This is a genomic window from Kosakonia sp. YIM B13588, from assembly GCF_042788165.1.
In the GTDB taxonomy this organism is placed as follows: domain Bacteria; phylum Pseudomonadota; class Gammaproteobacteria; order Enterobacterales; family Enterobacteriaceae; genus Kosakonia; species Kosakonia sacchari.
Window position 1 is genome coordinate 20758 of the sequence record NZ_JBHZPO010000015.1, and the last position, 25213, is coordinate 45970.

Here is a 25213-nt window from a genome sequence, read left to right on the forward strand (position 1 = left end):
GTCCTGCGATCAACCCCTACTGCGCGAAGAAAAACCACGCGGTTTTGATCAACCCATCCTGCATTTCATAAACCGCCATATTTTCAATCACCGACTCGCCGATGCCGTAGATTTTTTCGTGATCGAACACCTTATTGCCCATCACCGTGCGCGAGAGCAACTCGGCGCGTAATGCCGGGTTGTTAAAGCGATGCGCAGCATAAAAGGCACGTAATGCTTCACGCCCTTGCAGCGACGGCTCAGTGGATGGCAAGCGATATGCGATAAAATCGTCGCTAAAACAGGCGGTAAACGCCTCAATATTATGGGCATTGTAAGCAGCGAACTGCTTTTCCACAGGACTTACGACAGACATCGGCTCTCCTTTTTTCACGCGGTTATATCCTGGCGACTCGTGCGGCTACGTCTCTTATCGCGTCTTTTGCGCTTTGGCTGATCCCGGCAAGCTGGAAGAAGCCATGGATCACGCCCTGATATTGTGAACAAGTACAGGTTACGCCCTGCTCGGTCATGTGCTGAAACAGCGCCTCGCCCTCATCACATAATGGGTCGAACTCTGCGGTAATAATATGTACCGGCGGCAGACCGGAAAAATCATCGCGCCACAGCGGGCTGACATCCGGCAACAGGCGGTCGGTATCGCCAAGATACATTTCATAGCCCGACAACAGCGCCTCGCGGGTAATTACATAATCGGAACCGTTAAAGGTATAGCTGTCGAAATAGGCCGTGGCGTCGAGCATCGGGTAAAGCAACACCAGCTGCGCCGGTTGCCATGTCGCCGCGGCTTTCAGCCGTAGCGCCGTCACCAGCGCCAGGTGACCGCCTGCGCTATCACCTGCAAGCGTGATGCGTTTTTTGTCGATACCGAGTATTTCGGCGTTTTTCCATATAATATCGGCACCAGATTGCGCATCATCATGCGCGGCAGGCCAGCGATGTTCCGGCGCTAACCGATATTGCACAGCAACAACACGGCAGCCACTATAAAAGGCCAGCTGACGCAGTTGCTTATCGTGCGTGTCGAAGCCGCCGCTAATAAAGCAGCCGCCGTGGTAGTAAATCAACGCGGGAAGATGATCGCTGGCGTCCTGCGGCGAAAACAGACGAAATGTCATACCTTCAAGCGTTATATCTTCAACCTGAACGCGCGTTTCCGTTTCCCCTGCCAGTACGGTGCTGGCGACATATCCACTGCGCCGGTCATCAATACTCTTCGCTCGCGCTGATGGGCGTCCAGCGGCAATAAAGTCGCTTACCAGCCCGGCAATACCTTTTTCCAGTGCCATTCCGCTAACCTTTATCTGTATAAATATCCAGTCTTTATAGCCTGGTTTAGCGTAAATGGGAACGGCTGATTTTTAATAACAGACGGCGAAATGACAGTGCCAGGGGAAGTAAAAGAGAGGCTGACAACCCTTGCCAGAAAGGCAAGGGCTGGAGGAGATTATTCCCCTTCGCCGGGGAATAAGAACGGGTTGATGGAGCTGCGGGCGAAACCTTCCTGCTCCATGCGGGCATCTAACACCAGCGAGGCCAAATCGTCCGCGACCGGCTCGACGTTCGGGTCTTTTTCCTGATACAGGATCTTCAGGTAAGTGCCGCAGTCACCACAGCTTTCTGCTTTGATTGCCGCCTGCTCGTTATCCAGCGACCAGTAGTGCAAATCGCGGGTCTGCTCGCAGTTGCTGCATTTGACGCGCACTACATGCCACTCGGTTTCACATAGGTTGCAGTGCAGATAGCGCAACCCTTGCGTCGTGCCAATATGCACCATGCTGGAAACCGGCATTGCGCCGCAAACCGGACAGAACTGGCGCTGTTCACCATATTCCGCGCGCGCTTTGCCGGGAATAAGGCTGGCCATTTGCGCCCAGTAGAGCGACAGCGCAGCCCAGATAAAAGGCGCTTTATCACTGCTTACGGAGGCGAAATCAGCGGCAAACAGCGCGCTGGCCATCGCTTCCAGTTCCTGCGCAGAAGCTTTTTCCAGGTTCTCAATGACCGCCAGCGCCGGGCCGCTCATCTCCGGCTTCAGCTCGGCTATAAGCGAATGCAGCAGCTTGTGCCAGTGCGCATCGCGCGGCAGCACATGAATGTCCAGCGGCGGTTTGCCCTGTTCGGCGGCTTCTTTAATGCGCGCAGTCAGGTCAATGTGCAGGGGGTGGTCGTAAAGCACCACTTCCTGGGCATGGGCGATAAGCGCAGCAAAGCGCAGATAATCACCCAGCGGGTTACTCTCTGCCAGCTCACGCAAACGCTCTGCGCGGCGGTTATAGAGATTTTTCAGTCTGGGGAATAATAACGGCGGAATAACTTCCGCCGTGCGTTTATCGCTCTTCTCCAGCTCATCTTGCGGGATTATGCGAATACTCATTCAGTCGATTTTTCCGTTGTCTTGCGAACTTCCCGGTACCAGCGCGGGTGATGTTTCTTCGCCCACGAACTGGTAACCCAGCCTTCCACCATTGCGGTTATCGTGCCTTTCACCCACAGGGCGGCGTAAATGTGCACCATAATAACCACAATTAACGCGACTGCGGCAAATGAATGCACCATCAACGCTAATCGGATCACCGGAATGGGAAACGCTGGCGCGAAGTAAGGGCGCCAGATAACCACGCCGCTTACCAGTAGCAACACCAGGAAAATAATCGCCGCCCAGAAAACACATTTCTGACCGAAATTATAGCGCCCGGTGTCACCCACTTCCTCATTGACGACGATCTTACGAATATTCTTCGCCCAAAAGATATCATCCCTATTGATGAGGTTATGGTGCCAGTAGCGGAAAAACATGATTATAAACGACGCGAACATCACCACGCCGACAAACGGATGGAGAATGCGCGCCAGCTGCGGCGTACCCAGAATCCCCATCAACCAGTTGAAGGAGGGGAAGAAAAACCCCAGCCCGCTCACCGCCGCCAGCACGAAGCAGAAGGCGGTGACCCAGTGGTTGATGCGCTCTGGCGCCGTGTAGCGCACGATGGTGTCACGTTTTTTCATTTGCGCACCTCGTCTTTCTCTTCATGCAGGTTATCGTCTTCCTCTTCTGCGCGGTTCGGACCGACACCGACATAGTGGAAGATGCTGGCAGCGAAGGTCGCGGCAAAGCCGACCGCCGCAAGTGGTTTCCAGATACCTTTCCAGAACTTCACGGTAGAGCTGATTTCCGGGTTCTCCGGCAGGCCGTGATACAGATTCGGCTTGTCGGCGTGGTGCAGCACATACATCACGTGCGTACCGCCAACGCCCGCCGGATCGTACAGACCCGCGTTGTCGTAACCACGGGTTTTCAGTTCCGCTACGCGCTCGCCGGCCAGCGTTTTCATATCCTCTTTAGAGCCAAAGTGGATAGCGCCGGTCGGGCAGGTTTTCACACACGCCGGTTCCTGACCCACGGTCACGCGGTCAACACACAGCGTACATTTGTAGACGCGGTTGTCTTCCGGGTTCATGCGTGGTACGTCGAACGGACAGCCGGCGATGCAGTAACCGCAGCCGATGCACTGCTCAGACTGGAAGTCGACAATGCCGTTAGCGTACTGAATGATAGCCCCTTCTGACGGGCATGCTTTCAGACAGCCAGGATCGGCGCAGTGCATGCAGCCATCTTTACGGATCAGCCACTCCAGTTTGTCGTTCTGTTCCACTTCCGAGAAGCGCATGACCGTCCACGATTTGGCGGTCAAATCCGCCGGGTTGTCATACACCCCGACGTTATGTCCCACCTCATCACGAATGTCATTCCACTCGGAACAGGCCACCTGACAGGCTTTACAGCCAATACAGGTGGTGACGTCGATAAGCTTCGCCACTTCCTGCTGATGATCCCGCGCCTGCGGCGCGGGAGTGAAACCGTTAGTCGCGGAACGACGGATGATGTCTTGCGATTGATAAGCCATAAGTCGTCTCCGTTACACCTTTTCCACATTCACCAGGAACGCCTTAAACTCCGGCGTTTGGGTGTTCGCATCGCCGACAAACGGCGTTAACGTATTGGCGATAAAGCCTTTCTTCGCCACACCTTCATAACCCCAGTGGATAGGAATACCGATGGTATCGACTTCCTTACCGTGCACGTTAAGCGTGCGAATACGTTTGGTCACCACCGCCTTGGCTTTGATATAGCCACGGTTGGAGGAGACGCGCACCGTATCGCCCTGCGTGATGCCCAGCTTGTTCGCCAGTTTTTCGCCAATTTCCACAAACTGCTCCGGCTGCGCGATTGCGTTAAGCAGCGCGTGCTTGGTCCAGTAGTGGAAGTGCTCGGTTAAACGGTAAGTGGTACCGACATACGGGAACTTATCCGCTTTACCCATCGCTTCCAGATCGCCTTTAAACACGCGGGCGGCCGGGTTGGAAACCACTTTCGGGTGCAGCGGGTTGGTGCCCAGCGGCGTTTCAAACGGCTCATAATGTTCCGGGAATGGACCTTCCGCCATTTTATCGAGTGCGAACAGGCGGCCCATGCCTTCCTGCTGCATGATAAACGGCCCGACATTGCTACCAGGTGCGGCAGCGCTGTAGTCCGGAATATCCACGCCGCCCCACTTCGCGCCGTCCCATTTCAGCAACTGACGCTTCGGATCCCACGGGTTGCCCTGCGGGTCGGCTGAGGCGCGGTTGTAGAGAATGCGGCGGTTAAGCGGCCATGCCCATGCCCAGCCCAGCGTATTACCGAGGCCCGATGGGTCAGCGTTATCGCGGTTAGCCATCTGGTTGCCTTTCGGCGTCCAGCTCCCGGCGAAAATCCAGCAACCGCTTGAGGTGGTGCCGTCATCGCGCAGGTGAGCGAAGGTGCTCAGTTGCTCGCCTTTCTTCGCCAGCACGGTGCCGGTTGCCGGATCGATAATATCCGCCAGCGCTTTACCGTTGCTTTCCATGGCCACTTCTTCCGGCGACGGATTTTCCGGCGTCGAGTAGTTCCAGGTCATGTTCAGCACCTGTTCCGGGTTGGCTCCGCCTTCTGCCGCGTACATTTTACGCATGCGCAGGAAGATGCCCGCCAGGATCTCGCCATCGTTCAGCGCATCGCCCGGGGCGTCCGCGCCTTTCCAGTGCCACTGCAACCAGCGACCTGAGTTAACGATAGAACCGTTCTCTTCCGCGAAGCAGGTCGACGGCAGACGGAACACCTCGGTCTGAATTTTCGACGGATCGACGTCGTTAAATTCGCCGTGGTTCTGCCAGAAGTTAGCCGTTTCGGTATTGAGCGGGTCAATCGTCACCAGGAACTTCAGTTTCGACAGTGAGGCGACAACTTTATTTTTGTTCGGGAACGACGCTACCGGGTTAAAGCCCTGGCAGAGATAGCCGTTGACCTTGCCCTGGTTCATCATCTCGAAGTACTGCAGGACGTCGTAACCCTTGTCCCACTTCGGCAGCCAGTCAAAGCCCCAGCTATTTTCCGCTGTCGCTTTGTCGCCAAAGAAGGATTTCATCATCGAAACGAAGAATTTCGGGTAGTTGCCCCAGTAGTTCACCTGGCCTTCCAGCAGCGGTTTTGGCGTGTTGGCGGTCAGGTAAGTCTGCAGGTCAGTCTGTTTTTCATTTGGCAGCGTCATATAGCCCGGCAGGCTTTGTGACAGCAGGCCAAGATCCGTCAGCCCCTGAATGTTGGAGTGACCGCGCAGGGCGTTCACGCCGCCGCCTGCCATCCCCATGTTGCCGAGCAGCAGCTGAATCATCGCCATGGTGCGGATGTTCTGCGCGCCAACGGAGTGCTGCGTCCAGCCAAGTGCATACAGGAACGACGCGGTTTTATCACGGGCGCTGGTTTCGGCGATGTATTCGCACACCTTCAGGAAATCCGCTTTTGGCGTCCCGCAGATGTCTTCAACCACGTCCGGCGTATAGCGGGAGACGTGCATTTTCAGCAGGTTCCACACGCAACGCGGATGCGTGAGCGTGGTATCGCGTTTGGCAAACCCTTTCTCATCCAGCTCGTAGTTCCAACTGGTTTTGTCGTATTTGCGTTTTTCCGCGTCATAGCCGGTGAACAGGCCATCTTCGAAGCCAAAATCTTCACGCACGATAAGGGTGGCGTTGGTATAGGCCTCGGTGTATTCGCGCTGATATTTTTCGTTGGTCATCAGGTACAGCAACACGCCTGACAGGAAGGCAATGTCAGTACCGGAACGAATAGGCGCATAGAAATCCGCAACAGAGGCGGTACGCGTAAAGCGCGGGTCTATAACAATCAGCTTCGCGCCATTGTGGATCTTGGCTTCCATCGCCCAGCGGAATCCCACCGGATGCGCTTCTGCCGCGTTCCCCCCCATCACAACGATAAGGTTGGCGTTTTTCATGTCGACCCAGTGGTTGGTCATCGCACCGCGACCAAAAGATGGAGCAAGACTTGCTACCGTTGGTCCGTGTCAGACACGCGCCTGGTTGTCGACGGCTAACATGCCGAGTGCGCGGGTGAATTTTTGCGTTAAATAGCCGGTTTCATTACTGGATGCGGATGCGCACAGCATCCCGGTGCTCAGCCAGCGGTTGACGGTCGTCCCTTCTGCGTTTTGCGCAATATAGTTGGCGTCACGGTCCGCTTTCATTAATTTGGCGATGCGGGTAAAGGCTTCATCCCACGAAATTTGTTGCCACTTATCCGAGCCTGGCGCGCGGTATTCCGGGTATTTCAGACGGCTTTCAGAGTGGATGAAATCCACCAGACCTGCGCCTTTCGGGCACAGCGCCCCACGGTTTACCGGATGATCGGGGTCACCCTCGATATGGAAGATTGACGCTTTGGCGTTTTTTGCTCCATCGCCGAGGCTGTACATCAACAGCCCACAGCCGACGGAACAATATGTGCAGGTATTCCGGGTTTCGCGGGTGCGCAGCAGCTTATACTGCCGTGTTTCCGCGAGCGCAACACTTGGGGCAAAGCCCAGCGCCGCTGCCGTGGTTCCTGCCATACCGCCAGCGCAGATCTTAAAGAACTGCCTTCTGCTGACCTGCATGGTTTGCTCCTGGTTCGACATTACTCTTATCGTTTTTTTCTTTGCGGTGCTTTTCGCAAAGGTTCAGAATTGCTGCTAATCCCTCATCTCCAGGGGGATTAGCAACAGAGAATACCACAATGTGGGTAAGCTCATTCTGACGTGAAGGATTCAGAACTGCTGCTATTCCCTCTTTTCCCCAAGGGATATGCGCGGAGAATACCATAATGTCGATACGCTTGTTCGATAACGGTTAAGACAAAGTGAACGATTTGCAGACTAAAAAGCACAAAAATGCAACATCAGTCACAGGAGCCCGCGAGGTTAGCCTGTGGAAACGCGCTGATTTGCAGCACGCTGTGCCGGATATGCTGGCGGAGGAAGTGCCTGTCGCGCTGGTGTACAACGGCATTTCGCACGTGGTGATGATGGCGTCACCAAAGGATCTCGAGCTCTTCGCAATCGGCTTCTCTTTATCCGAAGGGATTATCGAAAACACATCAGACATTTACGGAATGGATGTGGTGTCCTCCTGCAACGGCCTCGAGGTGCAAATTGAGCTCTCCAGCCGCCGTTTTATGGGATTAAAAGAGCGGCGACGCGCGTTGGCCGGGCGCACCGGTTGCGGCGTGTGCGGTGTCGAACAACTCAATGATATTGGCAAGCCCATCGCGCCGCTGCCTTTTACCCAGACCTTTGATTTACAAGCGCTGGATACCGGGCTGGCGCATTTAACCGATTTCCAGCCTGTTGGTCAGCTCACCGGCTGCACGCACGCCGCCGCCTGGATGCTGCCATCCGGTGAGTTAGCGGGGGGACATGAAGATGTCGGGCGTCATGTGGCGCTGGATAAGCTGCTTGGTCATCGCGCCCGTGAAGCGCAAGCCTGGGCAAGCGGTGCGGTGCTGGTTTCCAGTCGCGCCAGCTATGAGATGGTGCAAAAGTCGGCCATGTGCGGCGTTGAGATCCTGTTTGCCGTCTCCGCCGCCACAACGCTGGCGGTAGAAGTGGCGCAGCGTTGTAACCTGACGCTAGTGGGTTTTTGCAAGCCGGGCAGGGCGACAATCTATACCCATCCGCAGCGATTAATCGGTGTGTAAATTAGTCAAAAAACTTGAACCTTGAGAACAAATCCTTCCGCTTTTTGTTGCGAGTAAACAGGTCTACTATTTATTTCATCGAGGCACGGCGCCTCACTCCAACAAATTAACGTAAGGATTTATATCATGAAAAGCATCAAAACTTTTGTCGCAGTTATCGCACTGGCTACTTCTTTCGGTTCTTTCGCTGCACAGTCTGTTACCGCAACGGATACCACTCTGAGCGGTGCAGAAGCGAAAATCGCAGCGCAGGCGCAACAGGCTGGTGCATCTTCTTATCAGATTACTGAAGCGTATACCGGCAACCAGGTTCACATGACCGCCGAACTGAACAAATAAGTCACGTTGTACTGTTGAAAGAGCGCCTGCGGGCGCTTTTTTTTGCTTGTTATTCAGCCTGCCGGGTGAGCCGCCAGTACGACACCAGCGTACTGAGAATGAAGGCACTCTCCATGGCAACCGCCACGGGCGTTCCGATCACCATATTGTTCACCAGCCAGCAGCCGCTACCGCAGAGGGTGAGCCGCCGCATACTCTTTGCCGCCGGGTGAAAAGCGGCGCTGGTCATCAGCAGACTACCGAGTAGCGGTAAGACATCGGTGGAGTGCTGCCAGCTTAGCGCGCTGCATAAGCAGGTTGCGACAATAAACCCATTCTTCATTTTCCGCGCGGTTGTCATGATTGCGGTGAGATAACGGCATGCGGCCAACGCCATCAAACTTGCGGCTACGGGCGCGTTCAGCAAGCAGAAATGTATCGCCAGCAGGCTGGTGGAGGCGGCAAGTATCGCCAGGGTAATCTGCCGGCGGGCAAACTGAAACGCCAACAAATCAAAAATGAAAGAAAAGCCAGCCAGCATTTGCGACAGCCAAAAAGCGCTCATCATCGTTTCCTCTACTGCATGATGGCGGCGATGGTAGCGGCCCGGTGGCAGGCTTTCGTTAACCTTTGTTAAGACGCGCGCGGATGCGCGACAAGCTCACCGGCGAGATGCCGATATAACTGGCGAGATCTTTTTGCGTTAATTGTGCTTCCCATGCCGGAAAATGGGTCTGCACATAGCGATAGCGTTGCTCCGGGTTATTGAGCAAAAACATCTGCTCCTTCTTCTCTTTAAAGATCAGTTGCTGGCGCAGGAGCGCTATTTTTGCCGCCTGATGTTCTTCTTTTTCCAGTAAACGCAGCGGTACTTCGCTGAGCACGCCTGGTGTCAGCATTTGCAGGCTGTAATCCGCCACGCTACCGGTTAGCCAACTGAGATAGAGAAAACAGCACTCACCGGGAAAGTAAAACTCCTTTACGCGCTCGCTCCCTTCCGGCGAATGCCAGACAGCACGCGCGATACCTTCATGCAGCACAAACATTTTTTGCTGGACATCACCCTGTCTGAGCAGGGTTGTTGTCGGGCGGATTTGCGCTGTTTTCTGACCGATAAGGAGAGGAGCTAACCAATCAGCAATCATGTAGATCTCTTTTATTCATAAATTTTGAAAAAGAATAACAAATACTTCCGCTTTTTGTTGTGATTAAACAGGGCTATCATTTATTTCATCGAGGCAGAACGCCTATCTTAAACAAATTAACGTAAGGATTTATATCATGAAAAGCATCAAAACTTTTGTCGCAGTTATCGCTCTGGCCACTTCTTTTGGTTCTTTCGCTGCACAGTCTGTGACCGCAACGGATACCACACTTGCTGGCGCGGAAGCGAAAATTGCTGCGCAGGCGCAACAGGCTGGCGCATCTTCTTACCAGATTACTGAAGCCTATACCGGCAACCAGGTTCACATGACCGCTGCACTGAACAAATAAGCAAAGTTCTCATGTCGAAAGAGCGCCTGCGGGCGCTTTTTTTATTTCTGCGATGGGATAATAGCGTATTACCGGGGACGTAGGTGTGTTCAGTAATTGCCTAAAGTGTTTTTAAAAGATCCATATATGACAGAAATGCCCGATGGCATATAAAAATGTCGTCGGGCATTATTATTACGGGCGAATTAAATTCACATTCTTATTATTACAGTGCGTTATCAGTAATAATAAAATTACGCGCTAAGCGAATTATTTATTAGAATGTGTAGTTAACAATGACCTGGCTTGACTGGCCATTGACTGTCACCATTTTACCGGTGCCGTTTACGCGAGCCCAAAGACTAATTGGCTGGTTCGGTGCAATATTATCTTTGGTGAAGTCAACGCTACCTGAACGTGCGCTGGATACGTCATAGCAGGTATTACCGTTGTTATAGCATAAGTAAACCTGCATTCCAGCCGGGTAGGAGCTGTAAGTCCAGGTGTAATAAACTTGGCCGACTTTACCGGTTGACGGTGTACCCGCAGGCACCGAGAATGCTTTGTTATACCATTGGTTTTTAACACTAATTGATGGCGGTACCATCGAGGAAGTGGCCGTGCCGCCCGTTGCAAATGCGCTTGAAGAGATAAACATTAAACCTGATAAAGCCAGCAGGATCGATTTCCGTTTCATTTAAAGCCTCATTAAAGAGTAAGCTAACTAATATCCATGATATTTAACTTAAATCATGGGAATTATTGAGTTGCCCTGCGTGAATACAAGGGAACTCAATAATTCTTATTTGCTAGCTATATTTTCCGTTTGCCCGTGGAAAACTAGATAATATAGTTATTTTTGTCAATGCTTATTATTTTGATTAAGCATGGCTTAATTGCTATTTAATATTTATATGTCCAGGGTAAAGCATGCCAAATGCCTATCGGCGATTGAAGTTAATTCTTTAGGTATCAATTTTGGTAGGTTTTATTGAAATGAATACATGGCAAAAAAGCTAAAGTTTTCGTTTTTCTGGCCGTTAGTATTGATATGTAGTTCACACCATATCCGTGTTCTTCAGGATGAATTATTAGCTAACATGGAACGGTTGCACGACTCAGGGATAAGCACAACTCACCACACGACATCTGGCGCTGATTTGATACGCCTGGATTCGGTGACCTATTCCTGCGCCGCCGGTGCCGCGCGACAGACCATCCTGCACAACATTTCGTTATCTATCCCCGCCGGGCAAAGTTGCGCCATTGTTGGCGCGTCTGGCTCGGGGAAAAGCACGCTGCTTAATCTGCTGGGATTGCTTGATACGCCTACCTCCGGGCGTGTGATGTTTCATGGCGAAGATATGTCCCGCTGTGGCGCAGACGCCCGTGCGACGGCGCGTAATCACATCATTGGTTTTGTCTTTCAGAGCTTCAATTTACTGCCCCGGCTTACCGCGCTGGACAATGTTGCTTTGCCGCTACTCTACCGAGGCGTACTGCGTCATGAAGCACAGGACGCTGCCCGCAAACAGCTTCAGCGTGTGGGTTTAAGTGAACGCGCGCATCACCGCCCTGCGGATTTGTCCGGCGGGCAGCGCCAGCGTGTGGCCATTGCCCGCGCGCTGGTTGGCGAACCGGCGTTGCTGCTCGCCGACGAACCCACCGGCAACCTTGATAGCCAAAACGCTTGTGACATCATCGACTTACTGCTGACATTGAATCGCGACAGCGGCACCACGCTGGTGCTGGTAACGCATGACAATTCCATTGCCCGCCGCATGTCGCGCTGCATTCAGGTGGCTGACGGGCGGATCAGCGAGGCAACACATGTCTGATCTTCGTCTGCCCGCCGCAATGTGTGTTTCTAAGCCTTCACGCTACGGAATGCCGTGGCTGCAACTTTTACTGGAGTCGCTGGATAACCTGCGGCTGTTAGGGCGTCGCGCGGTGCTGGCACTATTGGGTATCGCGGTGGGCTGCGCCGCGGTGGTGGCGTTGCTCAACATTGGCTACAACGCCGAACGTGAGGCGATGAGCATCTTTCGTGGGATGGGCAGTGAGCTACTGGTTGCCAATATTCAGCAGCCTGTCGGTTCCGGCAGAAAATCGCTGGTTGCGCCGGCCGATCTCGATATCGAAGCTTTGCATCAGCACATCCCGGAAATTGACGCGGCCTCTGCGCTCGTTCCCAGTAACACACAAGCACGTTTTAATGGCCGAACGGCGGCGGCAACGCTGGTCGGAAGCGGCGCTGAACTGCCTTCTGTTCTGCGGCTGCAACTGGAACAGGGCCGCTTTTTGAGCCGCTTTGATGCGCAGAGCACCTACGCCGTTCTCGGGGCCAATGTCGCCGCACAATGGGCCCAGCCCGACCGCCCCGTTCTGCTGGGCGACCGCATTCAGATTGGCGGTTATCTCTTCGAGATTGTCGGTATTCTGCGCCCGCAAGGGCCAAACCCGATCATTCCAGTCTCCGTGGATGATGCCATTTTGCTGCCGATTACTGGTATGCGCCGGGTGATCGGTTTTCCGCAAATAACGGGTGTGGCGGCGCGCAGCCGCAGCGGTGAAGAACTGGAGCGCATCGCGCCCAGGCTACAGGCGTGGCTCAGCGAAAAGATGCCCGGCTTTGAGGTCAATGTGCAGGTTCCTCAGCAGTTGCTGGAAGGCATTGAGCAGCAGTCGCGCCTGTTTTCCTGGTTGCTCGCCGGGCTTGGCGGCATTTCGCTGTTGGTCGGCGGGGTGGGCGTGATGAATGTGATGGTGATGAATGTGTCGGAGCGCCGCCGGGAAATTGGTGTGCGCATGGCGCTGGGCGCGCGTCCGCGCGATATCGCGATGCTCTTTTTGCTGGAAGCGATTGTCTTAGCGACCGTTGGCGCGTTGCTTGGCGCGGCGGCGGGGTTGGCGGCGGCGTGGTTGTTTGTCTGGTTTTCCGGCTGGTCAGATTTTGCCTTATCCGCCGCTGCGTTGCCGCTGGGCATTGGCAGCGCCATTGTTATCGGGCTGTTTTTTGGCTTATCTCCGGCGCTGGCGGCGTCCCGGCTGGAGCCGGTGGAGGCGCTGCGCGATGCGTAGACATGGCTGGCTGTGGTTACTGGCAAGTCTGATGGTTTGCCCGGCGCGTGCTGACATGCCGGTGAACCCTTCCCATGCCACGCGAGACGGCGAGACGGCGCGTATTGCGCTGAAAGGCGACAGTATCGATCTCACCCTGAGCGATGCCATCTATCTCGGGCTGCGTGATAACCGCGCCATTCGTAGCGCGTATCTCGACAGGGTGGCGCAGAAATTTGACCTGCGCGTGGCCGAAGATCGCTTCACGCCAAAACTGGTGCTCTCCGGCAATTATCTCTCCACGCGCAACCAGGACGACCGCTACCGGCAGGGAAACATGACGCCGACCTCCACGCTGCTCACCCCGTACGGCACGCGCGTTAGCCTCGGCTGGACATATCAGCACACCGACGCCAACGTGGCGGGGTTATCCCACAACGACGGGGCGAACTTTTCTGTTATTCAGCCGTTGCTGCGCGGCGCGGGTAAAGATATTGCCACCGCGCCGGTTCGCCTTGCGCAGATGACTGAGCAAATCAACCGCCTGAATTTGAAGTCCACCGTTTCGCAGACGATCACCCAAATTATCACCGCTTATCGCGATCTGTTGCTGGCGCAGGAGCAGTTAAAGATTGCTCAGGATTCGCTGGCGCGGGCGCGCCAGTTGGTGGACGTGAACCAGGCGATGATCAGTGCCGGGCGCATGGCGGAGTTTGAAATTGTGCAAACCGAAGCCGAAGTGGCTTCACAAGAGCTGGCGCATGAAGAGGCGCGAAACCGGGTGGATATGGCGCGACTGGCGCTGTTGCAATTGCTGGCGTTGGATCTGCATGCGCCAATTGTCGCGACCGAAGCGCTACAGGCAAAGCCAGTCGAGGTGCAGGCCGATCGTGCGTTGAAACAGGCGGAGGCGTCGCAGCCCGCGTACCTGGCGCAGCTGCTTGTTGGCGAACAGGCTGCGATTAACCTCGCCGTCGCCCGTAATGACCGGTTGTGGGATGTTTCGCTGGTCGGCGGTGCAACGCAGCAGCGTAACCGTGCAGCGCGAGGCGATGGCTCGCGCAACTGGGATAACTATGTTGGGGTTCAGGTGGCGATCCCCATCGGCGACATGACCGCCCGGCAGGCGGAAGTGCAAGCGCAGGTCAATGTGAAAAACCAGCAAATCCAGCTGGCGGAAGCGCACCAGCAGCTTGACCGTGACGTGACCAACGCCGTGCGCGATATGGGCACCCGCTGGCGGCAGTTTGAGATAGCCCAACGCGCGCGGGATTTGTCACGCCGCAAAGTAGAAATTGAACGGGAAAAACTCACCGCTGGCCGCTCCAGCAACTTCCAGGTGCTGAGCTTTGAAAACGATCTTCGCAACGCGGAAAACGCCAGGCTAAATGCGCTTATCAGCTATTTGAATGCACAGGCCGGGCTCGATCAAACGCTGGGAACCACGCTGCAAAGTTGGGATATTTCGCTCAATGATTAAGTTTTTTACGCAAAAGCAGCGCCTGCTTTTACTGCTGATACTTGCGGTAGTGGCTGGCGGCTCGCTCTTATGGTGGGCGGTCGCACGCGAACCGGAAAGTGGCGCTGCGCAGGAGGTCTGGCTACCGGTTCAGCCGCAGCGGCTTGAAAACCAGCTGGGGCTGGTGGGGCGTATTCAGGCGGCACGCCAGCAAACTCTTGCCGCGCCATTTGACGGGGTGATCCGTGAAATCGCGGTTCACGAAGGGCAGCGCGTTGAAAAGGGGGAAGTGCTGATAGTGCTTGATCCCGGACAGATTGAAATCCAGCTTCGGCAGGCGCAGGCGGATCTTTTGAAAGCGCAAAAAGAGGTAGCGCTGTTTCGCAACTGGAGCAGCAGCCCGGATGTTTCGCGCGCCAGACGCGTGGTGCAGACCGCACGCGCGACGCTTTCTAATACGCAAGCCAATCTTCGTGATACCACTGCGCTTTTTAAGCGCGGGATTGTCGCCCGTATGGAAGTCGATGCGCTGGCGCAGCAGGCACAAGCGCAGCAGCAGGATCTGGCTGCCGCGCAGGAAGAGTTACACACGATGGAAGTGCGGGGTAAAGGCGAGGACAGCAAAATTGCCGATATGGAACTGGCAAATGCGCAGGCTCGCTACGCAACACTGAAAGCGCAGGTGGAGCGGCAAACGCTACATGCGCCGTTTTCCGGTTTCGTTGTGCGTCCGGTCGCGCCAGAGAGCGGTAAACCGATCACCCTCCAGCCGGGTTTGTCGGTGAGCCAGGGCGCGGCGTTGTTGACGGTGACGGGGCTGGACACGATACAGGTAGTGACTCGCGTCGAGGAAGCGGATCTCCATCAGTTAAAAGAGGGGATGCCGGTTAACATCACCGGTGAAGGGTTTGCTGGCAAAACGCTCAGCGGGCAGATCCGCGAGATTGGCGTTCAGAGCAGCGCGGCAGAGACGCAGGGCGCTTATTACGATGTCACTGTGTCGGTAAATACACCGCTGGCGGATTTACAGCAAGATATTCGGCTGGGGATGAGCGCCCGGCTGGCGGTGATCACCTGGCAGAACGAACACGGATTCGCGGTGCCCGCCCAGGCGTTACATGTCGATCCGCAGTCAGGTTCGCGCTGGGTGCTCTGGCGAGCTTCGTCCAGTGAGATACCGCGCAAAGTGGTGGTTACCACCGGGCAGACGGTGGCGCAGGGGGTGGAAATCCACGGGATTGACGCGGGAGAAGTGCGCGTTGAAATGGGCGCGCAGGGCGGTTCGGCTAACCCGGTTTCCGTAAGTATCCATTAACGCGCCCGTTCCTTAAGCTATTCCGGCAAGGCGCAGCAGCGCGGTGACGACCGCTGCAGAGAGGATCACCACAATCAGCGGCAATTTGCGCCAGGCGAGAAACAGTGCGAAAAGCACACCCAGTACGCGCGCCATTCCAGCGAAATGCCCACCTTCATAGAGCATCGATGCCAGCGCGACCGCGAAAAGCAGGGTGGTTGCCGCATCCGACAGCAGCGCCTGCGAGTGCTCGGAAAGCGCCAGCCGGTTGCCGAGTTTTGCGCCGCCAAGGCGCATCAAATAGGTGCCGATAGAAAGGATGGCGATACCGCCGATAATGAGCGCAACGCTGGCCATTATTTCTTCCTCGTCAGTAAGCCCAGTAAAGAGAGCAACACCGGTAATCCCACCGGCGCAAAGGGAACGGCGGCGAGCGACAATACCGCGCCGCTTGAGGCGCGGATCAGCGTGGTGCGCTTTTTCAGCGCCGGCAACACCAGCGCCAGCAAAATTGCCGGGAAAACCGCATCCAGACCGATGGTTTCCGGCGCGGGCAATAATTTACCCACCGCCGCACCCACCAGTACGCCAGCGGGCCACAATAGCGCGACACCTAAACCACACAGCCAGTAAGCGGCTTTACGTTGCTCGGCGGTGGGCTGTGATAAGCCGAACACGACGCTTTCATCATTCATGATGTGGCAGCCGAGAAAACTGGCCGCACGTTGACCCACCAGTTCACGCACCGTGACTCCAAATGGGATATGGCGGGCGTTAACGAGTAGACCCGCCAGAGCCGCAGCCAACGGATTGCCGCCGCTGGCAACAATGCCGATAAACATAAACTCGGATGCGCCAGCCAGCACCAGAGTGGAGAGCGCCAGAGGCACCCATAAAGGAAAGCCGTAAGCCATGGCCAGCGATCCATAAGAGACGCCGACAACGCCCACGGCCAGGCAGACCAGGAAGATAGCTTTTACGGTGTCGCCCTTCAGCGAGGCGAAGTGTCTGGTGAACATCTCTCTTTACCCATATCGAACGTTTATCCATTATAATGAACACACCAGAATCGTTTTTCAACAAGAACGATTCGTTCGATTAAATGAACAATGGGGTGTTTATGACACAGCCAATTAGCATCATTGCCAAAAGTCTGGTGCGTGAGCGACTGCGAACCGGGCTTTCGCTGGCGGAAATTGCCCGCCGGGCGGGTATCGCTAAATCCACGCTTTCACAACTGGAAGCGGGTAACGGTAATCCTAGTCTGGAAACGCTTTGGGCGCTCTGCGTCGCGCTGGACATTCCCTTTGCTCGCCTACTGGAACCGCAAAAACCTACCACGCAGGTTATTCGCCGTGGCGAAGGCACAAAAGTGACCGCCGAAGAGGCAAATTACCAGGCAATATTACTCGCAGCCTGCCCGCCCGGCTCGCGACGCGATATCTATTTATTGCTCACTCAGCCCGGCGCCGATCGGATCTCGCATCCTCACCCGACAGGTTCAGTGGAGCACATTATTGTGACACAGGGGCGCGCGCTGGTCGGGCTGACGGAAGCGCCGGAAGAGTTAGGTGAAGGGGATTACATTTGTTATCCGGCTGACAGGGAACATATCTTTAAAGCGCTGGAAGCGGATACGCAGGCCATTCTGGTGGCTGAACAAAATTAATCCGCTTTAATTCCACCTGGCAATAATAAAAACGGATAAAGATAACAGAGAGTGGAACAATTTAATTGTTCCCTTTACATGTTTTAATATTTTTAAGATTCTTCATTCAGTTTTCCTTTGTGAATATTCTGATTAAATGTCATTTTTAATGAATTAAATCATCGATTTACATAAGTCACTATTATTGTATTTTGCTGTTTTTATTGAGTTTTTTAGTGGTTGCTTATAGTTTTTGCGAATATTTATTTGGGTGTTATTTATTATTTGTATGTTATATATTAGTTCCATTAAACGCTCTCCTTTAATATCTTTACATCAATATTAACCCAGGGTAATTTACTCGCGATATTAAATTGATTGAATATATTTCAATCAATTGTTTTGGGGTTGTTAATATTAATAGTGAGGCGAGTTTATGCATAAGTTGATAAATGTTTTTGCAGCGACGGCAATTTTATCGTTAAGTGGTTCTGCTTTTGCAGCGACATCAAGTAATACCGTGCGTTTTATGGGTGAAGTTAGCGAGCAGACTTGTGACATTAATTTCAATGGCAGTTCTTCTTCCCCTGTCATTCTTTTGCCAACCGTAAGTAGCAGTCAATTAGATGCGTCGGGTACAACAACAGGTGATACACCGTTCACTGTGACGCTTTCTGGCTGTGGCGGTGCGCAAACAGCCAATGCGGCGATTGTTTTTGTCGCCAATGATGTCGACGGGACGAATTTGAAAAATACCGCCACAACATCTCCGGCAACGAATGTCGCAATTCAGTTGATGGAAGGTTCGAACGCGCTGGATTTTGTTGGTAATAAAGCACAGACGGGTACGAAAGCTGTAGATAGTACCAATCCAACAGCGACTTATGATCTGGCTGCTCGTTATTATGCAACAGGGCAGGCAACATCAGGTGCGGTGGAAGCGCAGGCGCAATTCGCTGTGACTTATCAATAAATTTTCTTAAAGCGCTGCCGTGTGCAGCGCTTCTATGCGGCTTAAATCAGTATGTCGAAATATAAGAAACTGACTGCACTTTTTTTATTTTTTATGTTCGGCGATGCCTGCGCCAGTGTAATGATGGTGGGGACGCGCGTTATTTATCCTGCTGACATAAAAGAAAAGGCATTAGCATTTACTAATACAGGTAATGAGCCTGTTCTGGTACAGGTTTGGGCAGATAAAGATAACCCCCAGTCGACACCAGAAACGGCTGATGCGCCGTTTCTTTTGATGCCTTCTATTTTTCGCATTAACCCTGCTTCAGAACATACGCTGCGGCTGAAGTTTACAGGTGCAGGGCTACCCGAGGATAGGGAATCTCTTTTTTGGCTCAATTTTTTACAATATCCGGCCAGGAAGACGTCCGATCACGGGCAGAATAGTTTAACGGTGCTGGTAAAAAGCCGGTTAAAGCTTTTTTATCGTCCCGCCAGTCTGACGGGAGATGCTAACCATTCTCTCGATGATGTGAAGGTAAGCTTAAAGGGTAAAACGCTTGAAATTAATAATACCGGTGCTTATCACATTTCTGTCATTAGCGCATTTACGCAAGAACGGGCAAGAAAATACCCGATAAAATACAAAGGAATTATCGTGCCGCATTCCGTCACTAAATGGACCCTTCCTTCCGGCGGTGGAGATAACTTAACCATTAATGCAATAAATGATTATGGCGGAGTATTTAGCAAATCGTATTCTTTAGTTAAATAAATCTTCCGCTCGGAAATATAAAACATTATTCAACTCGGATGGTACTGATGCATCTGCGCTCCTCATGCTTTCGTATTCTCATAGGGTTTATTTCTGTTGTATCGTTGACGGTATCGGCGAAAGATAATGAATTTTATTTTGACTCATCCTTGCTAAGAAATAGTGGATTATCTAATGAAGATCTCCAGCGCTTAAATAAGGATGAATTAATTACGCCCGGCCGACACTCTCTTGATATTTATCTCAATGGGAAATTTACTACCCACCGCGAGATTGAGTTTTCCCGCCGGGGTAAAAAAATCGAGCCTTGTCTACCCCATGACTTATTAACAACGTTAGGTTTTAACGCATTGTCTGACGACGCTGCGCCATCATGTTATTGGCCAGAGGATAAGGCGTTGAACGGTATCACCCGTAAAGATGACATGGCGCAATTGCGTATGGATTTCACCGCGCCGCAGGCGTTATTGAAATCTGTTCCCCGTGGCAGCGTAAGCGAAGCAAGTCTCAGCGCCGGGGAAAGCATGCTATTTCTCAATTATATGGCTAACCAGTACCATGTTGAATCGCGGCAGGGTAGCGCTGGCGGCATGGATTCCACCTGGCTGAGTTTCAATGGTGGTATTAATTTGGGGCTATGGCGTTATCGCCAGCAATCCAACTTCAGTTACAGCAAATATAACGGCAGCCGCTGGAGCACCAGTCGCCGTTATATCCAGCGTGCGATTTATCCTTTACGCAGTGAAGTCTTGATCGGCGAAGGCTATACCAACGGGCAATTCTTCTCCGGCATGAGTTTTCGCGGCTTCCAGATCTCATCGGATACGCGAATGCTGCCTAATTCCCAGCGAGGCTATGCGCCGGTCGTGCGTGGGATTGCCAAAACCAACGCCAAAGTGACCATCCTGCAGGGCAAAACCACGCTATACGAAACAACCGTTGCCCCCGGCCCGTTCACCATAAATGATCTCTATCCCACTAATTTTGCCGGGGATTTAACCGTTGTTGTCAGCGAGGCTGACGGCAGTGAAAACACGTTTAGCGTGCCTTTCTCCGCGCTGGCTGAATCCATGCGTCCAGGCGCTTCCGACTATGTTTTCACCGTCGGGCGAGCGCGCGACGTTGGCGATAACAATGTCTTCAGCGAAGCGGTCTGGCGTCAGGGGCTGACGAACTCCCTCACCCTCAACCTCGGTAATCAGCTCGCTGCGGGTTACATGAGCTATTCATTGGGGGCGGTTTATAGCAGCGTGGCCGGAGCGTTTGGCCTGAACAGTATGTTTTCACGCGCAAACATGGGCAGCGAAGGTAACAAGAGCGGTTGGACGCTGCGCGCGAACTACAGCAAATTCATTCCGCGCACCGGCACCTCATTCACGCTGGCGGGTTATCGGTATTCAACGGAAGGTTATTCTGAACTTTACGACGCCCTGGGTTCACGTGAAGCGCGCAATCATGGGCAAAAATGGCAGTCATTAAGCTGGAAACAACGCAGCCGCATTGAGATCTCCGCGGGTCAACATATTGGCGCGCTGGGTGATATCACTCTTTCTGCATCATCTCAGGATTACCGTGACGGTAAAAAGCGCGATAAACAACTGCAGTTCAACTGGAGTAAAACCTTCAACCATGGCATCTCGCTGAATCTGGGGGTGGCGAGGACGTATAACGTCGTGCCTGGCATGAACAGCACGCCATGGCAAAACAATGGTAACGAACATACGATTTTCCTGCGTGACCGTATACAAACCATGTGGTCGCTCTCTGTTTCCGTGCCGCTTGGCAGTACGCGTTATGCTCCGATTTTGTCGGCCAGTGCGAACCGCTCAAACAATAGCAATAGCCGCGACGGTGGCTATCAGTCGACGCTGAGCGGCGTGTATGGCGAGCAGAACCCGCTGAACTACAACCTGAATTACTCAACCGATAACAAAGGTGAACAATCCGTTTGGGGCGGCGGGCTCCAGCGCAGTTTCCCGTATGCCAATGCGGGTCTCTCATGGTCCTCTTCGAAAAATTACTGGCAGGCTTCAGGCTCGCTTCAGGGCGCACTGGTGGCGCATAAAGGCGGCGTGACGCTCGGTCACTGGGTGGGCGACAGCTTTGTACTGGTTGATGCACCCGGCGCCAAAGGTGCGGAAGTGATTGGCGGGCAGGGGGCGCGCATTGATGCCTTTGGTTATGCGATTGCGCCGTCTATGGGTGCTTATCAGTTCAACAACATCGGTCTGGATCCCCGCAATATGAGCGAAGATGTTGAACTGCAAACGTCACTGCAACGTGTCGCACCTTATGCGGGCGCGACGGTGCGGGTTCGTTTTAACACGCTCAGCGGCCAGGCCATGCTTATCACCGCGCAGCCGCAGAACAACACGCCGATCCCCATGGGTTCCGCCGTCTATGACAGCTACGGCAATTACGTTGGCATGGTCGGTCAGGCCAATCAAATTTACCTGCGCTCCAGTGACGACAACGGAACGTTGCGCGTTCAGTGGGGAAATAACGCCCAGGAAATCTGCCATATCTCGTGGCGTATTACGCCACCACGCAAACCTCTGCTTCTGATGAGCTTGCCATGTCGTTAAGCAACGGAGTTTTTATGCCATTTATACGCATCATTTTGCTGAATATTGTTTTATTAACCAGCCTGTCCGCGAACGCGCTGTGTAAAAAAGGGCCGGATTTCCAGCGCTCAGAGGAGGATTCGTATGGCCTTAGCCTGGCCATGGGAACCATCAACGTCTCCAGCCTTGAGATACAGCCGGTCGGTTCCCCGCTGGGATCCAATATTGTGAATTTCTCACAGAACCCGCGTTACACCAGCCCGGACAATGTGCTGTGGGTCTGCGATATTGCCGATAAAGATAATATCTTCGAAATCATCGCCACTAACGGCGACGATCGTAACGGTGGTTTTTTTGATTTAGGCAGCATCGATGGTTACCCCAACTACTACGGCACGCTGTTTGAGCATGTCGCGCTGCGTTTGACGCATCTGAATTCGGGTACGGTGTTTACGCGGCAATATCAGCGTATCCCGATGAAGAACTACCAGGTTTCACCGGATGGCACCCAAATCTACATTCGGGTTAAAGACTTTAGCCCTATTCGCGCGGATCTGATTCGGGTGAGTTCGACCTCACCTCGTGGGCAGTCGCCAGATGACTGGTGTGGCCGACCGACCCAGCTTACATCGGGCAGTTATAGCTGCAATCAGCCCAACGGCTATGTCTCTTTCTGCTCGCCCGGCAGCCCGGACGCGTATTGTGATTCCGGCGATTCGGCGTTTATCTACACCGGCTGGTATTACGATAACTGGATGGCCATCAATATGGGGATCTCTACTGGCTATCCCGCCAATCTCGTGTCCATTCCCACCTGTGTCGCGAAAAGCGTCACACCGATGGTGTTTTTCCCCACGATTTCCGTGAGCGATCTGAACAATGGCCAAACCGCGCAGAGCAACTTTAACGTGCATATCCTCTGTGAAGGGCAATCGACAAGCGGTGAGACGCAGGGGATGACGGCAATGGGACTGCAAGTGCCCTATGAAAGTTATCTGACTGCGCAGCAGCTTAATCTGGTGAATGCGTCTGGCGGGGTGAGCCATCTGCTTTCCGAAAAATATGGTCAACCGGGTTACGCCAGCGGAGTGGGAATTCAGATAGCCAATAGCAATGACGGTGTGCTGCGTAATTTTATTGGGTGGTCTCGCTGCCTGGCCGCAACCTGCCAACCTGGCGGTAACGGTGGCTGGTACGCGGTGCGTGATGGCGCGACGCAAGTGACAAATAACGGTTCAACCGCGATCAACGAATATGTGGTGAACTTCAATGCTTATCTGACACGTATCGCGGGCGAAACGGTCACAGCGGGCAAAGTTGATGCCAGTGCTGAAGTGCTGGTGAAAGTTCAATGAGATCCCGCCTTGCCATCGCGCTGCTCACCGCTTTGTTGATGACCGCCTTTTCCATCCGCGCCGGGCTTATCGCCGCCTCGACGCGGGTGATTTTTAACGAAGGACAGACCCAGCAAAGCCTGATGCTGGTCAACACCAACAGCTGGCCGGTGATGGTGCAAACCTGGGTCGATAACGGCGAAGCGGATGTCGATGCGCCCGCCCGTTTTAAAGCGCCGTTTGTGGCGGTTCCGACGCTGTTTTCACTCGAACCCAAAGGGATGCAGGGGTTGCGGCTGCTGTATAACCAGCAAACGCTGCCGAAAGATCGGGAGTCGGTCTTTTGGCTCAATCTCTACGAGATGCCGCCAAAATCAACCGCCTCAGCGCCAGACGCGCGCAGCGTGATCCTGACGATGAATACGCAAATGAAAATCTTCTGGCGGCCAAAAGGGCTTGGCGCGCCGGTGGATATTGAGAAAAAAATCCGTTTCAGTGTGGTGAACAGCGGCAAAAACATGGCGATCGTCTGTCATAACGCCTCGCCGTGGCATGTCTCATTTGGCGGGTTATCGTTACGCTACGGCGAAAAAACCTATGCCGTGGAGCAGCAGCCGGACATGATGGTGGCGCCCTACGGCGAGAAGCGATACACCGTAGTTGCAAAAGATCTGCAGCCCACGGTTTTACCGCTGCGTATCCATGCCAAACTGATTGATGATAGCGGCCTGGTTGCCGAACAGACATTTCCCGTTCGTTAAACCCCCTCCTTTGCGAAGGGGGCTAACCGCTTAATCCAGATAGAACACTTCTTTTAATTCCGCGCTGACCGGGCTGTTGTCCGGATTAGCGGGCATTACATCACGCATATGTTTCCACCAGCGCTGACACACGTCGGTGTTAGCGACGGCGTTCCAGCGCGATTCCGATTCAATCTCAACGGTAGCGAACAGCAGGTTGCGCTGTTTATCGAGAAAAATGGCGTAATGGTGCGCGCCGCCTGCTTTCAGCGCCGCTTCCAGTTCCGGCCAGATCGGGTTATGGCGGCGTTCATACTCTTCGTGCGCATCGGGATTTACCTGCATCACAAAGGCTTTGCGGATCATAATGCCTCCAGATAAAGCTCGCGGACTTCGTCCCGGCTGGCGGTTCGCGGGTTGCACGGTGCGCACGGATCGGCGAGCGCTTTATCCAGCCAGCCTTCGATATCCGCTTTGGTGACGCCGAGTTTGCTGAAACCAGAAGGAATACCGACGCGTGCGCTCAGGGCGCGGATCGCATTGATGGCTTCCATGCTGGCGGCTTCATCGCTCATCCCTTTGGTGTCGACACCCATCGCCTGCGCCACGCGGGCAAAGCGGGCAACGGCGTTCGGGCGGTTAAAGTTTTCGATGACCGGCAACAAGATGGCATTGCACACGCCATGCGGCAAATTGTGCGTAGCGCCAGGCTGGTGCGCTAACGCGTGAACCAGACCAAGCCCGGCGCTGTTAAAAGCCATGCCGGCAAGATACTGGCCGTACGCCATTTGCTCACGCGCTTCAAGGTTGTGACCGTCATCAACCGCTTTTGGCAGCCACAGGTTAATTAAGCGAATGGCTTCCAGCGCGTTAGCGTCGGTCAACGGGTGCGCACCCACCGAGACATACGCTTCAACAGCGTGGGTGAGTGCGTCCATACCGGTAGCGGCGGTCACCGAGGCGGGGATTTCCAGCATCACGCTGGCGTCATCGACGGCAATGTCGGGGATAATATTGGGGTCGATAATGACTTCTTTTACCTGACGCGCGGAATCAATGATCACTGCGTTACTGGTCATCTCCGCCGCCGTGCCGGCGGTGGTATTGATTGCGACCAGCGGTACACCGGGGTTTTTCACTTTGCCGACGCCGGAATAGGCGGTTGACGGGCCCGGATTGGCGGTGAGGATTTTCACCCCTTTGGCGGTATCGATCGGGCTCCCACCGCCGAAGGCGATAATGTAATCGCAGGCAGCGTTTTGATACGCCGCATAGCCTTGTTGTACCAGCGCTTCCGTTGGGTTCGGGAACACGTCATCAAACAGGTGATACGCCATGTTATGCGCTTTCAGCGCGGCAAACAGGCTGTCCAGCAGACCCAGTTTGACTAGTTGTCCGTCGGTAACAATCAGCGCTTTTCCCCACTGTTTGTTCGCCACCATATTGACCATATCGCCGATAGCGCCCGCGCCGTGCAGGCTGATTTTGGGTAGTGCTAACATAAAACTCATACATAACTCCTTTATTTTCTTTGATTTTTACCG

Annotated in this window: 26 protein-coding genes; 13 read left to right on the plus strand and 13 right to left on the minus strand. The window is 53.8% G+C overall.

The window, feature by feature from the left end; all coding sequences use genetic code 11:
• Nucleotides 1-16 precede the first annotated feature (16 nt).
• The 6 genes from ACFX4U_RS20660 to fdnG form a co-directional block, all read right to left on the minus strand.
• Complete coding sequence (locus ACFX4U_RS20660) at nt 17-355, minus strand: nuclear transport factor 2 family protein (RefSeq protein WP_313508287.1); 339 nt, start codon at nt 353-355, stop codon at nt 17-19.
• A 22-nt stretch (nt 356-377) separates the two neighbouring features.
• Entirely contained in the window at nt 378-1289 is a 912-nt protein-coding gene (locus ACFX4U_RS20665; protein ID WP_313508288.1) for an alpha/beta hydrolase, read from the minus strand.
• Between the two features lie 158 nt (nt 1290-1447).
• Nucleotides 1448-2377: a formate dehydrogenase accessory protein FdhE gene (fdhE, locus tag ACFX4U_RS20670; protein WP_065369748.1), complete on the minus strand. Its 930-nt coding sequence runs from the start codon at nt 2375-2377 to the stop codon at nt 1448-1450.
• On the minus strand, nt 2374-3009 hold the full coding sequence (gene fdoI, locus ACFX4U_RS20675; RefSeq protein WP_017459690.1) for a formate dehydrogenase cytochrome b556 subunit: 636 nt from the start codon (nt 3007-3009) through the stop codon (nt 2374-2376). Before fdoI ends, fdhE begins: the two co-directional genes overlap by 4 nt.
• Nucleotides 3006-3908 carry a formate dehydrogenase subunit beta gene (fdxH, locus tag ACFX4U_RS20680; protein ID WP_017459689.1) on the minus strand — a complete coding sequence of 301 codons (903 nt, stop codon included), beginning with the start codon at nt 3906-3908 and terminating at the stop codon, nt 3006-3008. Before fdxH ends, fdoI begins: the two co-directional genes overlap by 4 nt.
• Nucleotides 3909-3920: 12 nt before the next feature.
• Nucleotides 3921-6971: a formate dehydrogenase-N subunit alpha gene (gene fdnG / locus ACFX4U_RS20685; protein ID WP_313508289.1), complete on the minus strand. Its 3051-nt coding sequence runs from the start codon at nt 6969-6971 to the stop codon at nt 3921-3923.
• A gap of 242 nt (nt 6972-7213) precedes the next feature.
• On the opposite strand from fdnG, the gene fdhD reads away from it, so the two are divergent.
• Both fdhD and ACFX4U_RS20695 read left to right on the plus strand, forming a co-directional pair.
• Complete coding sequence (fdhD, locus tag ACFX4U_RS20690; RefSeq protein WP_313508290.1) at nt 7214-8050, plus strand: formate dehydrogenase accessory sulfurtransferase FdhD; 837 nt, start codon at nt 7214-7216, stop codon at nt 8048-8050.
• A gap of 126 nt (nt 8051-8176) precedes the next feature.
• Nucleotides 8177-8389 (plus strand): YdgH/BhsA/McbA-like domain containing protein, encoded by a 213-nt coding sequence (locus tag ACFX4U_RS20695; RefSeq protein ID WP_249880354.1) that lies wholly within the window; start codon nt 8177-8179, stop codon nt 8387-8389.
• 49 nt (nt 8390-8438) lie between these two features.
• Here ACFX4U_RS20695 and ACFX4U_RS20700 read toward each other — a convergent pair whose 3' ends face one another.
• Both ACFX4U_RS20700 and ACFX4U_RS20705 read right to left on the minus strand, forming a co-directional pair.
• The gene (locus tag ACFX4U_RS20700; RefSeq protein ID WP_313508291.1) at nt 8439-8933 is read right to left on the minus strand and encodes a YgjV family protein; all 495 of its coding nucleotides are present in this window, start codon (nt 8931-8933) and stop codon (nt 8439-8441) included.
• 58 nt (nt 8934-8991) lie between these two features.
• Nucleotides 8992-9513 carry a Crp/Fnr family transcriptional regulator gene (locus tag ACFX4U_RS20705; protein WP_313508292.1) on the minus strand — a complete coding sequence of 174 codons (522 nt, stop codon included), beginning with the start codon at nt 9511-9513 and terminating at the stop codon, nt 8992-8994.
• 136 nt (nt 9514-9649) lie between these two features.
• Here ACFX4U_RS20705 and ACFX4U_RS20710 point away from each other — a divergent pair, with 136 nt between their 5' ends.
• Nucleotides 9650-9862 (plus strand): YdgH/BhsA/McbA-like domain containing protein, encoded by a 213-nt coding sequence (locus ACFX4U_RS20710; RefSeq protein WP_313508293.1) that lies wholly within the window; start codon nt 9650-9652, stop codon nt 9860-9862.
• Between the two features lie 256 nt (nt 9863-10118).
• Here ACFX4U_RS20710 and ACFX4U_RS20715 read toward each other — a convergent pair whose 3' ends face one another.
• Nucleotides 10119-10538 (minus strand): flagellar protein FlhE, encoded by a 420-nt coding sequence (locus tag ACFX4U_RS20715; RefSeq protein WP_313508294.1) that lies wholly within the window; start codon nt 10536-10538, stop codon nt 10119-10121.
• Between the two features lie 463 nt (nt 10539-11001).
• Here ACFX4U_RS20715 and ACFX4U_RS20720 point away from each other — a divergent pair, with 463 nt between their 5' ends.
• The 4 genes from ACFX4U_RS20720 to ACFX4U_RS20735 are packed head-to-tail and all read left to right on the plus strand — an operon-like array spanning nt 11002 to nt 15675.
• On the plus strand, nt 11002-11679 hold the full coding sequence (locus ACFX4U_RS20720) for an ABC transporter ATP-binding protein (RefSeq protein WP_313508295.1): 678 nt from the start codon (nt 11002-11004) through the stop codon (nt 11677-11679).
• Nucleotides 11672-12922: an ABC transporter permease gene (locus ACFX4U_RS20725; RefSeq protein WP_313508296.1), complete on the plus strand. Its 1251-nt coding sequence runs from the start codon at nt 11672-11674 to the stop codon at nt 12920-12922. Before ACFX4U_RS20720 ends, ACFX4U_RS20725 begins: the two co-directional genes overlap by 8 nt.
• Nucleotides 12915-14381, plus strand: a complete 1467-nt coding sequence (locus tag ACFX4U_RS20730; RefSeq protein WP_313508297.1) for a TolC family protein — start codon at nt 12915-12917, stop codon at nt 14379-14381. Before ACFX4U_RS20725 ends, ACFX4U_RS20730 begins: the two co-directional genes overlap by 8 nt.
• Complete coding sequence (locus ACFX4U_RS20735) at nt 14374-15675, plus strand: HlyD family efflux transporter periplasmic adaptor subunit (RefSeq protein WP_313508298.1); 1302 nt, start codon at nt 14374-14376, stop codon at nt 15673-15675. Before ACFX4U_RS20730 ends, ACFX4U_RS20735 begins: the two co-directional genes overlap by 8 nt.
• Before the next feature lie 12 nt (nt 15676-15687).
• On the opposite strand, the gene ACFX4U_RS20740 is transcribed toward ACFX4U_RS20735, so the two are convergent.
• On the minus strand, nt 15688-16011 hold the full coding sequence (locus ACFX4U_RS20740; protein WP_313508299.1) for an AzlD domain-containing protein: 324 nt from the start codon (nt 16009-16011) through the stop codon (nt 15688-15690).
• Nucleotides 16011-16673: an AzlC family ABC transporter permease gene (locus ACFX4U_RS20745; RefSeq protein WP_017459678.1), complete on the minus strand. Its 663-nt coding sequence runs from the start codon at nt 16671-16673 to the stop codon at nt 16011-16013. Before ACFX4U_RS20745 ends, ACFX4U_RS20740 begins: the two co-directional genes overlap by 1 nt.
• A 101-nt stretch (nt 16674-16774) precedes the next feature.
• Here ACFX4U_RS20745 and ACFX4U_RS20750 point away from each other — a divergent pair, with 101 nt between their 5' ends.
• From ACFX4U_RS20750 to ACFX4U_RS20775, 6 genes are all read left to right on the plus strand, one after another.
• Nucleotides 16775-17323, plus strand: a complete 549-nt coding sequence (locus ACFX4U_RS20750; RefSeq protein ID WP_200553194.1) for a helix-turn-helix domain-containing protein — start codon at nt 16775-16777, stop codon at nt 17321-17323.
• Between the two features lie 415 nt (nt 17324-17738).
• The gene (locus tag ACFX4U_RS20755; protein ID WP_305737503.1) at nt 17739-18275 is read left to right on the plus strand and encodes a fimbrial protein; all 537 of its coding nucleotides are present in this window, start codon (nt 17739-17741) and stop codon (nt 18273-18275) included.
• A gap of 51 nt (nt 18276-18326) precedes the next feature.
• On the plus strand, nt 18327-19031 hold the full coding sequence (locus tag ACFX4U_RS20760; RefSeq protein WP_313508300.1) for a molecular chaperone: 705 nt from the start codon (nt 18327-18329) through the stop codon (nt 19029-19031).
• Nucleotides 19032-19078: 47 nt separating this feature from the next.
• Complete coding sequence (locus tag ACFX4U_RS20765) at nt 19079-21616, plus strand: fimbria/pilus outer membrane usher protein (protein ID WP_313508301.1); 2538 nt, start codon at nt 19079-19081, stop codon at nt 21614-21616.
• Nucleotides 21617-21630: 14 nt separating this feature from the next.
• A complete protein-coding gene (locus tag ACFX4U_RS20770; RefSeq protein WP_305737500.1) occupies nt 21631-22950 on the plus strand; it encodes a fimbrial protein in 1320 nt (439 codons plus the stop codon).
• Nucleotides 22947-23690 (plus strand): molecular chaperone, encoded by a 744-nt coding sequence (locus ACFX4U_RS20775; protein ID WP_313508302.1) that lies wholly within the window; start codon nt 22947-22949, stop codon nt 23688-23690. Before ACFX4U_RS20770 ends, ACFX4U_RS20775 begins: the two co-directional genes overlap by 4 nt.
• Before the next feature lie 30 nt (nt 23691-23720).
• Here the strand turns inward: ACFX4U_RS20775 and rhaM are convergent, their stop codons facing one another.
• Together rhaM and fucO are read right to left on the minus strand one after the other, a co-directional pair.
• Nucleotides 23721-24035 carry an L-rhamnose mutarotase gene (gene rhaM / locus ACFX4U_RS20780; RefSeq protein ID WP_313508303.1) on the minus strand — a complete coding sequence of 105 codons (315 nt, stop codon included), beginning with the start codon at nt 24033-24035 and terminating at the stop codon, nt 23721-23723.
• Nucleotides 24032-25180, minus strand: a complete 1149-nt coding sequence (fucO, locus tag ACFX4U_RS20785; RefSeq protein ID WP_313508304.1) for a lactaldehyde reductase — start codon at nt 25178-25180, stop codon at nt 24032-24034. The genes rhaM and fucO overlap by 4 nt, the downstream gene beginning before the upstream one ends.
• Nucleotides 25181-25213: the final 33 nt, after the last annotated feature.